The 13,612-nt window shown below is 68.5% G+C and carries 12 protein-coding genes; 5 read left to right on the top strand and 7 right to left on the bottom strand.

The window, feature by feature from the left end; genetic code table 11:
• Positions 1–25 precede the first annotated feature (25 nt).
• Together V5F66_RS03925 and V5F66_RS03920 are read right to left on the bottom strand one after the other, a co-directional pair.
• A complete protein-coding gene (locus V5F66_RS03925; RefSeq protein WP_394050802.1) occupies positions 26–349 on the bottom strand; it encodes a hypothetical protein in 324 nt (107 codons plus the stop codon).
• A gap of 67 nt (positions 350–416) precedes the next feature.
• Positions 417–2,195 carry a potassium/proton antiporter gene (locus V5F66_RS03920; RefSeq protein WP_012116530.1) on the bottom strand — a complete coding sequence of 593 codons (1,779 nt, stop codon included), beginning with the start codon at positions 2,193–2,195 and terminating at the stop codon, positions 417–419.
• 160 nt (positions 2,196–2,355) lie between these two features.
• On the opposite strand from V5F66_RS03920, the gene V5F66_RS03915 reads away from it, so the two are divergent.
• Entirely contained in the window at positions 2,356–2,643 is a 288-nt protein-coding gene (locus V5F66_RS03915; RefSeq protein ID WP_157048183.1) for a hypothetical protein, read from the top strand.
• Between the two features lie 255 nt (positions 2,644–2,898).
• On the opposite strand, the gene V5F66_RS03910 is transcribed toward V5F66_RS03915, so the two are convergent.
• The 4 genes from V5F66_RS03910 to V5F66_RS03895 form a co-directional block, all read right to left on the bottom strand.
• Positions 2,899–3,141 (bottom strand): hypothetical protein, encoded by a 243-nt coding sequence (locus V5F66_RS03910; RefSeq protein ID WP_012116532.1) that lies wholly within the window; start codon positions 3,139–3,141, stop codon positions 2,899–2,901.
• 104 nt (positions 3,142–3,245) lie between these two features.
• Positions 3,246–4,274: an L-histidine N(alpha)-methyltransferase gene (gene egtD, locus V5F66_RS03905; RefSeq protein ID WP_394093303.1), complete on the bottom strand. Its 1,029-nt coding sequence runs from the start codon at positions 4,272–4,274 to the stop codon at positions 3,246–3,248.
• Positions 4,274–5,572, bottom strand: coding sequence for an ergothioneine biosynthesis protein EgtB (gene egtB, locus V5F66_RS03900; protein WP_394093302.1), 1,299 nt, complete (start codon positions 5,570–5,572; stop codon positions 4,274–4,276). Before egtB ends, egtD begins: the two co-directional genes overlap by 1 nt.
• A 137-nt stretch (positions 5,573–5,709) precedes the next feature.
• A complete protein-coding gene (locus tag V5F66_RS03895; RefSeq protein WP_394093301.1) occupies positions 5,710–6,540 on the bottom strand; it encodes a LysR family transcriptional regulator in 831 nt (276 codons plus the stop codon).
• A gap of 86 nt (positions 6,541–6,626) precedes the next feature.
• Between V5F66_RS03895 and V5F66_RS03890 the strand changes: the two genes are divergently transcribed.
• The 3 genes from V5F66_RS03890 (at position 6,627) to V5F66_RS03880 (ending at position 10,840) form a co-directional block, all read left to right on the top strand.
• Complete coding sequence (locus tag V5F66_RS03890; protein ID WP_394093300.1) at positions 6,627–7,772, top strand: NAD(P)H-dependent flavin oxidoreductase; 1,146 nt, start codon at positions 6,627–6,629, stop codon at positions 7,770–7,772.
• A gap of 169 nt (positions 7,773–7,941) precedes the next feature.
• Positions 7,942–9,678, top strand: a complete 1,737-nt coding sequence (locus V5F66_RS03885) for a cation:proton antiporter domain-containing protein (protein ID WP_012116537.1) — start codon at positions 7,942–7,944, stop codon at positions 9,676–9,678.
• 4 nt (positions 9,679–9,682) lie between these two features.
• Positions 9,683–10,840, top strand: coding sequence for a cyclic nucleotide-gated ion channel (locus tag V5F66_RS03880; RefSeq protein ID WP_394093299.1), 1,158 nt, complete (start codon positions 9,683–9,685; stop codon positions 10,838–10,840).
• A gap of 295 nt (positions 10,841–11,135) precedes the next feature.
• Here V5F66_RS03880 and V5F66_RS03875 read toward each other — a convergent pair whose 3' ends face one another.
• Positions 11,136–12,350 carry an NADP-dependent isocitrate dehydrogenase gene (locus V5F66_RS03875; protein ID WP_012116540.1) on the bottom strand — a complete coding sequence of 405 codons (1,215 nt, stop codon included), beginning with the start codon at positions 12,348–12,350 and terminating at the stop codon, positions 11,136–11,138.
• A gap of 364 nt (positions 12,351–12,714) precedes the next feature.
• Between V5F66_RS03875 and V5F66_RS03870 the strand changes: the two genes are divergently transcribed.
• Positions 12,715–13,611, top strand: a complete 897-nt coding sequence (locus tag V5F66_RS03870; protein WP_012116541.1) for an RNA methyltransferase — start codon at positions 12,715–12,717, stop codon at positions 13,609–13,611.
• The last annotated feature ends 1 nt before the right edge of the window (position 13,612 follow it).

Below are 13,612 nucleotides of genomic sequence, written 5' to 3'. Positions count from 1 at the left end.
GGCAAGGGGAAAACGCTCTGGCCGTTTAGACCTTCTCGCCGTGGGGCGAAAGTCCGGTGGAGACCGCGGCCTCCCCGGCCATCAGCGGCTTCAGGGACGCCACCAGCGCCTCCGGCGTCACCTGCGCCATGGGCATGAGCACTTTTGCGGCCTGGGTGCGTTCACCCGGCCGCATCACCAGCACCACAGTCTCGGAGCCACCGCAGGCGGGGTCGCCGCACGAAATCTCGGAGACGGACACCGTCGCGTCAGCATCGAGCTTCAGGGTATCGCGCACGAGGTCCGCCAAGGCGCGGGCGGCATCGCGCGCGGGTCCCGCCTCCCCGCGCCGGCGCATGAACAGCCTCATCCCCGCCTCCTCGATGGATCTCGCGGCGGGTTTTGAACCCTCCTCGCGGCGCAAACATGACGGCGTCTCACGCCTCGTCGTCCTCCCCCTCGGGCTGGAGGCCGAACAGCCGCCGCACCTTGGCGATGGAACGCTTGAGCCGGCCCGCCTCCAGCCGCAGCACGGCCCAGGTGACGCGGCCATCCACCACCTCGCGCACCTCGATCACCGCATTGCCGTACTTGATGCGCATGCCGCGCGCGGGATGGTCGTCCGAACGGTCGGCGAAGGCCTCGGCGATGGTGAGGCCAAGTTCCGAGTCGGGCACCGTGAGGCCGTAGAAGCTCATGAGGTCGCCGAGCCGCACCTCGCCCACGAAGGGAAAGGCGGCGCCATCGTCCATGGGCGTCGCTTCCTGCGGACGGAACAGGCGGTCGAGCTGGTGCACCCGCTTGGGCGGCGCCAGCACATAGCCGTAGTCGCCGACCTTGAGGTGACCGGCGGCCTCCGGGGTCAGGGTCTGGCCGGCGCGCACCACCATCATCAGTCGCGCCCAGGTGGGCAGCGCGGCCTGCCCGATGGCGGGCGTGCCGGCCACCACCGGATAGGCGACCAGTTCCATGTCGGTCTGCCCCGGAAGGTCGATCTCGAAGCGGCGGATGCCCGGAGCGGGATCGGACAAGGTCACGTCGAGCCGCCGCGCCACCGCCGCCATGGTCCAGCCGTGAAGGATGAGCGAGACCAGCACTACGGCGAAGGCCACGTTGAAATAGACCTCGGCCTGCGGCAAATGCGCCAGCATGGGGATGGTGGCAAGGAAGATGGACACCGCCCCGCGCAAGCCCGCCCAGGAGATGAACAGCTTCTCCTTCAGCGAGAAGCGGAACGGCGCAAGGCACAGGAACACCGCCGCCGGCCGCCCCACCAGGATGAGGAAGGCGGCGACCCCCAGTGCCGGCAGCGCATAGAGCAGGATCTTCTCGGGCGAGACCAACAGGCCCAGCATCACGAACATGACGATCTGGCACAGCCAGGTCACGGTATCGAGGAACGAGGTGATGGAGGCGATGGCCCGCACCGGTCGGTTCCCCAGCACCAGGCCGGCGAGATAGACCGCTAGGAAGCCCGAGCCGTGCAGCAGCGAGGTGACCGCGAACAGCAGCACCGCAATGCCCATCACCATCACCGGATGCAGGCCGCCGGGCAGGTCCACCCGGTTCAGCAGGGCCACGATGGCATAGCCGCCGGCCACCCCCATCGCCGCGCCCAACGCCATCTCGCGCAGCACGCCGAACACCATGGCCAGGCCGGGATTGCCGGTGTCGGTGGTGAGCAGTTCCACCAGCAGCACGGTGAGGAACACCGCCGCCGGGTCGTTGGTGGCGGATTCGATCTCGATCACCGAGCCCACCCGCCGGCCGAGATGAAGGCCCTGCGCCCGCACTAGGAACAGCACCGCCGCCGCATCGGTGGAGGCGACGATGGCGCCCACCAGGAGGCTCTCCAGCGGGTCGAGGCCAAGCAGAGGCCCCGCCACCAGCGCCACCAGCGCCGCCGTCATCACCACGCCGACGGTGGACAGGCCGATGGCGGGAATGATGGCGCCGCGCATGCTGGCGAGGCGCATGCGCAGCCCGCCGTCGAACAGGATCACCGCCAGCGCCGCCGAGCCCACCATGTAGGTGGCCCAATAATCGTTGAAATGGATGCCGCCGGGGCCACCCTCCCCCGCCGCGACGCCGACGACGAGGAACACCAGAAGGATGGGCGCACCGAACCGCGCCGCAAGCAGGCTCGACAGGGTGCCGACCACCACCAGGGCGGCAACCACAAGAAGAACAAGATTGGAAACGAAAACCGAACTCATCACATGCCGGGCCACCCGCCCGCCCTTCGCGATTGAGACGCAACAGTAGCGTCTGTGAAGCCGAAGGCGTAAGCTTCTGATCGTCGCGGTCGCGAGGTCAGGCCGTCCGCGATGTGGACCGAAAAACCGATCCGGGGGCGGAAAGGTTCAGGAAATGTCGTTGACCGGCATTCCCGCAGCGTATCTCGTCATGTCGATGGTGCGTTCGCGGGGTAGTCTCGTTCTTGAGAGCGAAACGATTTGTTTTGACCGCGACCTGGCCGTCGCAATCGCGACGGAAGACTGCTCGCGATGCGTGTGGTCAGGTGTCTATCCACTCGACGCGGCCGGCCGCTGCGTCGCCGGCAGTCCCATATTCTGCATGGGGTCGCTCAGCGCCGAGTTCCGGCCCGAGCTGGATGGCACCGTTGCCGCAGGCCTCAGGGAAGCCTCGCCCTCAGCGCCCTGATCCGCGCTTGGCGATGAAGGCCATGGCGAGGTACGGCGAATCGAACTGAACCACCTGCACACGCCGGCTACCGCACAGATCGCAGCGCAGCGAGACCGGCTCCGCCGGTTCGCTGGTCGTGACCTGGGGCGCATCGGCGTCAGCGCGTTGGGAGAGGATGGAACGCCGCCCGCAGCGGCCGCATTCGGCGCAGATCATCATCGGCCGAAACAGCCCCCCAATCACGGTGGTATGATGGCGGTGGTCGCCCGGCTCTCAAAGAAGCGCCCGGGTGCGGAAGAACAGGCGCACCTTGCGCTCCGCAAACGCCACATCCTCGGGCCGGCACGCCTCGGCAGCGCCGATGAGCGCCTGGAAGGCGGCGTCGAGCTCCGCTCCGCCTTGCCCCGCCGCGAACCGGCGCAACAGCACGCGACCGCAATCAGCCAGGGTGGAAAGCGTGCTGCCATCGGGTAGCCAGATCTGCCGGCTGAGCGGGGTTTGCCAATGTCGCGCCATGATGACCTTCAAACGCAGGGATGAAGCCCGGTCCTGTCCGGATCCTTCATCCGTCCGCCCCCCGACCGCCCCGCGCCGACGGGTCTCACCCACCGGCGCCTGTATCAGTTCCCCGCCCCGTCCCGCTCCAGCGCCGCCACGGCGAACCAACCCTTGGGATCGGTCCACATCCGGCGCATGCGCCACCCGGCATGCCGGGCCAGCGCGAGGAACGCATCAGCGGAGAACTTGTAGGAATTCTCCGTGTGGATGGTTTCGCCCCGCGCGAAGGCGAAATGGTGGCGGCCGATGCGTACCTCCTGCTCCCTCACGCTTTCGAGATGCATCTCGATGCGGCTTTCGCCTGCATTGAAGAAAGCCTTGTGCCGGAAAGCGCCGGGATCGAAATCCGCGCCCACCTCCCGGTTGATGCGGGCCAGCAGGTTGAGGTTGAAGGCGGCGGTGATGCCCTGCCGGTCGTCGTAGGCGGCTTCAAGCACCGACCAGTCCTTGGCGAGATCGAAGCCGATGACGAGGGAAGACCCCACGCCCAGCACCTCGCCGACATGTGCGAGGAAGGCAGTGGCCGCGTCTGGTGTGAAATTGCCGATGGTGGAGCCGGGGAAAAAGCCGACCCGCCGCCCATCGCCGAGCGGCGGCAGGCGGACGGCCTGCGTGAAGTCCGCCTCCACCGGCAGCATGGCCACGCCCGGATAATCCTCTGCCAGCCGTACCACCGCCGCGCGCATGTGCGGGCCGGAGATGTCAATGGGCACGTAGGCCGCAGGCTCGGCCATGGCATCCAGCAGCAGGCGCACCTTGGTGCTCGATCCCGAGCCGAACTCGACGAGGCTCGCCCCGGGGCCCATCAGATCGCCGATCTCGCCGGCACGGGCCTTGAGGATCGCGACCTCGCAGCGCGTCGGGTAATATTCCGGCAGCCGGCAGATCAGGTCGAACAGGCGCGAGCCGGCCTCGTCATAGAAATATTTGGGCGGCACCGCCTTCTGCGGCTGCGACAGGCCGAAGAGCACATCGGCGCGGAACGCGGCCGTGGCCTCGTCCGCCGCGCGATGCTCGGCGATATCGAGGGATCGGGCGAGGGATGCGGCGAGCGCGTCCGCATGGGGCGTGGCGAGGGAGACGGGCTCCATCAGGCATCCTCCGCTAATCTCAGGCCGGCGAAAGGCCAGCGCTGGTGGGGGTAGAAAAAATTGCGGTAGGTGGCGCGGGCATGCCCGTCCGGCGTGGCGCAGCAGCCGCCGCGCAGCACCATCTGCGATGACATGAACTTGCCGTTGTATTCCCCGAGCGCGCCCGCCGCCGGCCGGTAGCCGGGGTAGGCGACATAGGGGCTCTGGGTCCATTCCCACACGTCGCCATAAAGCTGGGCGGGATGGCCGGGCACCGGCTCCGCCGGCAGCGGACGCAGGGCGCTGGCCTTGAGGGCACCGGCCTCCAGGAAATTGCCGGTGACGGGCATCGCGCGCGCCGCCACTTCCCATTCGGCCTCGGTAGGCAGGCGCCGCCCGGCCCAGCGGGCATAGGCGTCGGCCTCATAATAGCTCACATGGACCACCGGGGCGGCCGGATCCACGGGATGGCGGCCGCAAAGCGTCATGGCCTCCCAGCCGGCGTCGGTCTTTTCCCAATAGAGCGGCGCCGCATATTCGCCCGCCTTCACCCGCACCCAGCCGTCCGAAAGCCACAGGTCAGGACGGCCATAGCCGCCATCCTCCATGAAGGCGATCCACTCGCCATTGGTCACCGCGCGGCTGGCGAGGCGAAACGGGCGCAGCAGCACCTGGTGGCGCGGGCCTTCATTGTCATAGGCGAAGCCGGTCCCGGCGTGACCGATCTCGACGATGCCGCCGGGATAATCGAAGAAGGCCAGCTCCGGCGCGGTCCCCGCCGGGAGGGAGGCGCAGGGCCGGTAGGCCGGGTGCAGGGGGTTGGCGGCGAACAGGTTCAGGATGTCCATCAGGATCAGCTCCTGATGCTGCTGCTCATGGTTGATGCCGATCTCCAGCAGCGGCGCGATGGCAGCGAAAGCCGCCTCCCCTGCGCTCGCGATCAGCTCGCCCATGGCATCCGTCACCCGCGCGCGATAGGCGGCAACCTCCTCCACGGTGGGCCGTGTGATGAGGCCGCGCGCGAAACGGGCATGGCGGGCGCCGGCGGCCTCGTAATAGGAGTTGAACAGATAGGCGAACTGGGGATGGGCCACCTCATAGCCGGGACAATGCGGCACCAGCACGAAGGTCTCGAAGAACCAGGAGACGTGGGCAAGGTGCCACTTGGTCGGGCTTGCGTCCGGCATGGACTGGACGGTCTGGTCCTCGGGGTGGAGGTCGCGCGCCAGATCCTCGCTCAGCGCCCGCACCTTCTGGAACCGGTCCAGCCAGACGCTGCGCGGCATGCAATCGTCGCGCATCTTGTGATGGATCGTCATTTTACCTCGCCGGCGGGCGGCTGATGGGCGGCACCCGTCCAAGGCGATAACGCCGGCGAGCCCCTGATGGTTCTACGGATGGTTTCCGTCCGATCGGCCCCACCGGTTACACCCGGCCGAACACGATCCCGCGAGGCTCAGGCTGAAGCGAGCGCCACCACCGCCGCGATGGAGCGCAGGGAGGGGCTGGCAGCGTGCCAGACCGCCAAAGTGCGCACATCCGGCCCCGGGATGGGGCGGGTCTCGATCTCGCCCAGGGCACGCCAGCGCTCCACCGCCGCCTCCGGCAGCAACGTGCGACCGAGCCCGGCGGCAACACAGCCGATGATGCCGTCCAGCGTGCCGAGTTCCAGCATGGGCAGGTCGCCTAGCACCGTGCGGCAGCGCTCGCGGTAGCAGCACCCTTCCCGGAACACGATGGCCGTGCTTTCCGGCGGCGCCCCGTTGGGCATCGCCTTGGGCAACACCTCCACCAGCCGCTCGTTCCACAGCGGCTGCGAGGCGAAGCGATCGTCCGCCATATCCTCGGCGACGAAGACGAGGTCGAAGGCCCCGCGCCGCAGGCCCGCCATCAGCTCGCCGCTGGTGCCGGTCTTCAGGGTCAGGCGCAGGGGGGAGAGGGTGTCGCGGATGCGCTTCAGCACCGGGGGCAGGCGCACCGCGGCCGTCGTCTCCATGGTGCCGAGGCGCAGGGGCGGCCAGTCCTGCGCCGAGGCCTTGAGGCGCGCCTCCGCCTCGGTGGAGAGGCTGACGATGCGCGCGCCATAGTCGAGGGCGAGGCTGCCGGCGGCGGTGGGCACCATGCGCCCGTCCATGCGCGCCACCAGCTTCTGGCCCAGGCGGTCCTCCAGCTTCTTCAGGCGCGCGGTGACATTGGACTGCACGCAGCCGAGCCGCTCCGCCGCGCGGGTGATGCTGCCGGTCTCGGCCACCGCCTGGAGGAACTGGATGTCGCGGATACCCATCATCAGAAGTGAACAATAATATCAGAATGTTTCAATTTCAATGAAACTCGCATGGGCCATAATGGGCGAAAGAGCGAAGGAGGCCCGCCATGACCCAAGCGACTCGTCCGCCGGAGTCCTTCCAGCAGACTGCGCGCTGGCCCGACCGCCGCATCCTCGACCTGTTCGGCATCGCGCACCCGATCCTGCTGGGACCCATGGCGGGCGCGGGCACACCGAAGCTTGCCATCGCGGTGGGCGAGGCGGGCGGCCTCGCTTCCCTGCCCGGTGCCATGTACCAGCCGAACGAACTGCGCGCGGCCATCGAAGAGGTGCGCGCCGGGCTTCCCGGCCGGCCGCTCAACGTCAATTTCTTCTGCCACACTCCGCCCACGCCCGATCCGGTGCGCATGATGGGCTGGCGGACGCGGCTCGCGCCTTATTATGTGGAGCACGGCCTCGACCCGCAGGCGACGCCGCCGGCCGGCGGGCGGGCGCCATTCGACGCCACCTTGTGCGCCTTGGTGGAGGAGACGCGGCCGGAGGTGGTGAGCTTCCATTTCGGCCTGCCCGATCCGGCGCTGCTGGCGCGGGTGAAGGCGACGGGGGCCAAGGTGATCTCGTCCGCCTCCACCGTGGCCGAGGCCAGATGGCTGGAAGCGCGCGGCTGCGACGCCATCATCGCCATGGGGCTGGAGGCGGGCGGCCATCGCGCCACATTCCTCGGTAACGATGTGGCGGGCGACATGGCCGGCAACATGAGCCGGCAGGTGGGCACCTTCGCCCTGGTGCCGCAGGTGGCGGATGCGGTGGGCGTGCCGGTGATCGCCGCCGGCGGCATCGCCGACGCGCGGGGCATCGTCGCGGCGCTGGCGTTGGGCGCTTCCGCGGTGCAGGTGGGCACCGCCTTCCTGCTGTGCCCGGAAGCCAGGATCCCGGCCGTGCATCGCGCCGCGCTGGAGGCGGCGGGGGACGACAGCACCGCCCTCACCAACCTGTTCACCGGCCGCCCGGCGCGCGGCATCATGAACCGGGTGATGCGGGAGGTGGGCCCCCTCTCCGCCGACGCTCCCGCCTTCCCGCTGGCCGGCGGCGCCCTCGCCCCGCTGCGGGCGGCGGCCGAAGCCGAGGGCCGGGATGACTTCACCAACCTGTGGGCCGGGCAGGCCGCGCGCCTCGCCCCCCGCCTGCCCGCCGCCGACCTGACCCGCAAGCTCGCCATCGACGCCCTCGCCCAGCTAAATCCCTCGGCCTGAACTGAAGCAGGCGCGGTCCTTCGCTCGGCTCTCCTGTGCCCGGTGCGTGATCTTGGCGCTTGGCGCGGCCCGTTCCGCGTGGTCATCTCCCGCGACCATCGAAGGCCGAAGCACGGCCGGGTGAAGCGTGCGGACGGGACTTAAGGATGCCGGGTCGAGGGAAAAGAAGGTGAGTGACGCCTTCCTGAAGGACGCGTTCGTCTATCTCCTCGCCGCCGGAATCCTCGTTCCGTTGTTTCACCGTGCCCGAATCGGCGCCGTGGTGGGCTTCATTGCCGCCGGAGCGCTCATCGGCCCCCACGGTCTCGGCCGCCTGGCGGACAGCCTGCCCTTCGTGCGCTTCATCACCATTTCCAGTCCCGAGCGCGCCGCCCCCTTCGGCGAACTGGGGGTGGTGTTCCTGCTGTTCCTGCTGGGCCTTGAGTTCTCGGCCCCCCGCCTGTGGAAGCTGCGGCGGGAGGTGTTCGGCGTCGGCGCCCTGCAGGTGCTGTTCTGCGGCGTCCCGCTGGCCCTCGGGCTGGCATTGGTGGCCGTGCCGGAGCCGGAGGTGGCGCTGGTGCTTGGCTTCGCCCTCGCCCTGTCGTCCACGGCGCTGGTCAGCCAGCTGCTCATCGACCAGCACCGCTCCCTCGCGCCTTTGGGGCAGCTGGTCATCGCCGTGCTGCTGTTCCAGGACCTGATGGTGGTGCCCATCCTGCTCGCGGCCGAGCTTTTGAGCGGGCCGGCGACCGATGTCCTCACCCTCGCAGCCATGGCGCTGGCCAAAGCCACGGGCGCGGTAGCGCTCATCCTGGTGGCCGGGCGCTTCGTGCTGGCGCCGCTGGTGGCGGTGGCCGCCTCCACCCGCTCGCGCGAGCTGATCATGGCCATCACCCTCGTGGTGGTGGTGGGTTCGGCGGCGGTGACCCATGCCGCTGGGCTGTCCAGCGCGCTCGGTGCCTTCCTCGCCGGCATGGCGCTCTCGGAAACCGCCTATCGCCACCAAATCGAGGTGGACCTGGAGCCGTTCAAGGGCCTGCTGGTGGGTGTGTTCTTCGTCACCGTGGGCATGAGCCTTGATTTCGCGGCAGTGCTGCCGCGCGCCCTGTGGGTGGTGGCGGGCGTCGCCGCGCTGATCGCGGTGAAGGCCGCCTGCACCTATGGCGCCGCCCGGTTGCTGCGCGTGAGCGCGCCCGCCGCCGCCGAGGCCGCCCTGCTGTTGTCCCAGACCGGGGAATTCGCATTCGTGGTGCTGGGGCTGCTCGCCGCCAAGGGCGTGCTGGGCGCGCAGGATGCCGCCACCCTCGTCGCCGTGGTCAGCCTCAGCCTTGCCGCAACGCCGGTTTTGGCCCGTGTCGCGGCACGGCTCGGGCGCACGCTGGATGCAAGGCTGCATGACGCCCTGGCGCCGGTGGCCAGCACCGCCAGCGGCCATGTGATCATCGGTGGGTTCGGCCGGGTGGGCCGCACCATCGCCGACGCACTGGACGAGGAAGGCGTGCCCTATGTGGCGGTGGACGCCGACCCGAGACGGGTGGCGCAGGCCCGGACGGCGGGACGACCGGTGTTCTTCGGCGATGCCGGCAGGGCCGAGATCCTCGACCGTCTGGGGGCGGAGCGCGCGCTTGCCTTCGTGGCGACGCTGGACGCGCCCAACGCCGCCGAGCGCATGGTGGCGGCGGTGCGCCAGCACTGGCCCGGCACGGCGGTGATCGCCCGCGCCAAGGATGCCGAGCATGCCCGCCGCCTCGCCGCGCTCGGGGTGGCCGGCGTCATTCCGGAGGCGGCGGAGGCGAGCCTCCAGCTCATGGCCCAGCTTCTGTCCAGCCTCGGGCTTGCCGACGAGGCGGTGGCCGCCCGCACCGAGCAGACGCGGGCGCGCATCCGCGACGACATCGAGCGGCGCACCGGCGCGGAAGGGATCTGACGGCATGAGGTGGAGAAAGCTGCGCCGCAGCGTCTTCGACATTCTGGAGCGGGACCTGCCTGGCGACCATATCGCCGATGCGGTCCACTATTTCCTCATCATCACAGTGCTGCTCTCGGTGAGCGGCGCGGTGCTCGCGACCGTTCCGTCGCTGCAACTGCGGGACAAATGGTGGTTTCACTGGGGCGAGTTCAGCGCCCTCCTCATCTTCACGGTGGAATATGCCGTGCGGCTTTGGGTGGCGCCCGAGCATCCATTGCGGCGCCGGCTCAAGCCCCTCGTGGCGCGGGCGCGCTACGCGGTGACAGTGCCGGCGCTGATCGACCTTGTCGCCATCCTGCCCTGGTTCGTCTCGCTCATCACCGAGGTCGACGTCCACGCGCTGCTGGTGCTCCGGCTGCTGCGCTTCCTGAAGCTTGCGCGCTATTCCTCGGGCTTCAACGCGCTCTACCTTGCAGTGCGGCGCGAGCGCTATGCGCTTTTGTCCTGCCTCATCATCCTGTGGACCGGCGTGCTGATGGCGGCCACCGCCATGTATCTCATCGAGCGCGACGTGCAGCCGGAGAAGTTCGGCTCCATTCCCGAGGCCATGTGGTGGGCTATCACCACCCTGACCACGGTGGGCTATGGCGACGTGGTTCCGGTGACCAACCTGGGGCGCGTGGTGGGTGCCGTCACCATGGTGTCGGGCCTGATGATGCTGGCGCTGCCCATCGCCATCATCGCCAGCTCGTTCTCGGAGGTCATCTCGAAGCACAATTTCGTGGTCACCTTCTCCATGATCTCGCGGCTGCCGCCGTTCTCGGACCTGGAGGCGCCGGTGCTGGGGGACATCCTGCCCCTGCTCAATTCCCGCAGCTTCGACCGGGGCCATCACGTGGTGCGCAGGGGCGAGAACGCCGCCCACCTGTTCGTGGTGCTGCAGGGCCAACTGGAGATGGAGGACGAGGCGGGCACGCGCCGGCTCGGCCCCGGCGACGTGTTCGGCCTGTTGCCCGGCCTCCCCAAGACCAAGCCGCTGCAGGTCCGCGCCCTGGTCAAGACCAAGATCCTCGCCATCGAGGAGAACGAATTGCACATGCTGGCGCTGCGCCATCCCACCCTGATGGGCCGCCTCCTTGCCGCCGCCGCCGGGGACCGGGAGCCGGACCCGGAGGCGTGAGGGGAAGTCCTGTTTGGCCATTCGGGACGAGCATTGTCGCCGTCGACCGCCGTCATGGCCGGACTTGTCCCGACCGTCCACGCGGGGGTGCTGGGAAAAGTTTTCGGGCGTTTTCGCAAGCGGTTGGGCGTGGATACCCGGCACAAGGCCCGGCATGACGAAGGGATCGCGGCAACGCCTTTTTTAGTTTCCAAACAAGATCCTGGGGCAGGTCCATTCGCGCAAAAAGAAAGGGGCCGCGATGCGGCCCCTTCCGGAACAGTCGAACGCGGGCGTCACCGCCCGCGCCGTGACATCACGCAGCCATGGCCTTGGTGAGGTTCTCGGAGATCTTGTCGAGGAAGCCGGTGGTGGAGAGCCACTTCTGGTCGGCGCCGACGAGGAGCGCGAGGTCCTTCGTCATGTAGCCTTCTTCCACCGTGTCCACGCACACCTTCTCAAGGGTCGCGGCGAACTTGGCCAGTTCGTCGTTGCCGTCGAGCTTGGCGCGGTGGGAGAGGCCGCGGGTCCAGGCGAAGATGGAGGCGATGGAGTTGGTGGAGGTCTCCTTGCCCTTCTGGTGCTCGCGATAGTGACGGGTGACGGTGCCGTGGGCGGCCTCGGCCTCCACGGTCTGGCCGTCGGGCGTCATCAGCACGGAGGTCATGAGGCCGAGCGAGCCGAAGCCCTGGGCCACGATGTCGGACTGCACGTCGCCGTCGTAGTTCTTGCAGGCCCACACATAGCCGCCGGACCACTTGAGGGCCGAGGCCACCATGTCGTCGATCAGGCGATGCTCGTAGGTGAGGCCGCGCTTGTCGAACTCGGCCTTGAACTCGGCCTCGTAGACCTCCTGGAAGATGTCCTTGAAGCGGCCGTCATAGGCCTTCAGGATGGTGTTCTTCGTGGAGAGATAGACCGGGTAGTTCCGGATCAGGCCGTAGTTGAGCGAGGCGCGGGCGAATTCGCGGATCGACTCGTCGAGATTGTACATGGACAACGCCACGCCGGCGCCCGGGAACTTGTACACTTCCTTCTCGATCTTGGTGCCGTCCTCACCGACGAAGGTGACGGTCAGCGTGCCCTTGCCCGGCACCTTGAAGTCGGTGGCGCGATACTGGTCGCCGAAGGCATGGCGGCCCACGACGATGGGCTGGGTCCAGCCCGGCACCAGCCTCGGCACGTTCTTGCAGATGATGGGCTCGCGGAAGATCACGCCGCCCAGGATGTTGCGGATGGTGCCGTTGGGCGACTTCCACATTTCCTTGAGCTTGAATTCCTCGACGCGGGCCTCGTCCGGGGTAATTGTGGCGCACTTCACGCCCACGCCATGCTTCTTGATGGCATTGGCCGCGTCGACCGTGACCTTGTCGCTGGTGGCGTCCCGGTTCTCGACCGAAAGATCGTAATATTCCAGGTCGATGTCGAGATAGGGGTGGATCAGCTTGTCCTTGATGTACTGCCAGATGATCCGGGTCATCTCGTCGCCGTCGAGCTCGACGACCGGATTTGCCACCTTGATCTTCGCCATGGGACGGCCTTTCAGGACTGCTCTGTGAGCCAAAAGGGAAAGCGGAGAAGGGACGACCTGCGCTCGCGTGCGGGAAATCCTTCAGCGTCGCCGCTATAGCACCGGCGTGGCGCAGTGCAACAGCCGCAAACCCCGGCTTTGGTGTGAGATGATTTCCCACGCCTCGGTATACCGCGCGGCCTTACCTCTCGACCTTACCCCTCGACCTTTTACCATCGGCCTCGGTCTTCGACCGATACCAATTGGGTACGCCCAAGCGCCCCGCGGGCTTGACCACTGGCCCATGAACCAAGCGCATCGCCATGACATCACCCCTCGACTTGGCCGCCCACCCTGTGCAAAACAGCGCGAAACGGGAGACGACATGCCGGGTGCCGGGACCGACAGCACGAAACCATGGGTGGCCGGCGGGCCGGTGGTGATCCTGGTGGAGCCGCAGCTGGGCCAGAATATCGGCTCGGCGGCGCGGGCCATGGGCAATTTCGGCCTCTCGCGCCTGCGCATCGTGAACCCCCGCGAGGGCTGGCCCAGCGAGCCGGCCCGCATCTTCTCGGCCGGGGCCGACCGCATCCTCGCCGAGGCCGTGCTCTATCCGGACCTGCGCTCGGCCCTCGTGGGCGTCAACTATGCCTTCGCCGCCACCGCCCGCGAGCGCGGCATGGCCAAGCCCGTGCTCGGCGCCGACGCGGTGGCGCAGGAGGCCCGCTCCCGCCTTGCCGGCGGGGAAGACGTGGCCCTGGTGTTCGGCCGCGAGCGCACCGGCCTCTATACGGAGGAGGTGTCGCTGTGCGACGCCATCCTCACCCTGCCGGTGAACCCCGCCTTCGCCTCGCTGAACCTCGCCATGTGCGTGGCGGTGACCGGCTATGAATGGTTCAAGGCGGAAACCGGGGGCGCCCTGCCCTTCGCCCCGCCGGACCGCTCGCCGCTGGCGGACAAGGGCGACCTCCTCGCCTTCTTCGATCACCTGGAAGGGGCGCTGGAGCAGTCGGGCTTCTTCCGCTCGCCGGAAAAGGCGCCCTCCACCATCCGCAACCTGCGCAACATCTTCCATCGCCTCGGCCTGACGCGGCAGGACCTTGCCACCCTGCACGGCGCCGTCACCGCGCTGGAAGAAGGCCGCGCCGGCCGCGACGCGCGCAAGACCATCCGTATCGCTGACGCCGCCATCCACAAGAGCCGCAAGGCGACGGCACGCAAGACGCCGCCGGAAAGCGCGGAGCCGACGGCGCCGGTACCGCCCGAGGGCGAGGGCGACTGAG

The organism is Xanthobacter versatilis, from assembly GCF_043193975.1.
In the GTDB taxonomy this organism is placed as follows: domain Bacteria; phylum Pseudomonadota; class Alphaproteobacteria; order Rhizobiales; family Xanthobacteraceae; genus Xanthobacter; species Xanthobacter autotrophicus_E.
The sequence above is the reverse complement of the archived record's forward strand: the minus strand, read 5'-3'. Positions and strand labels throughout refer to the sequence as shown.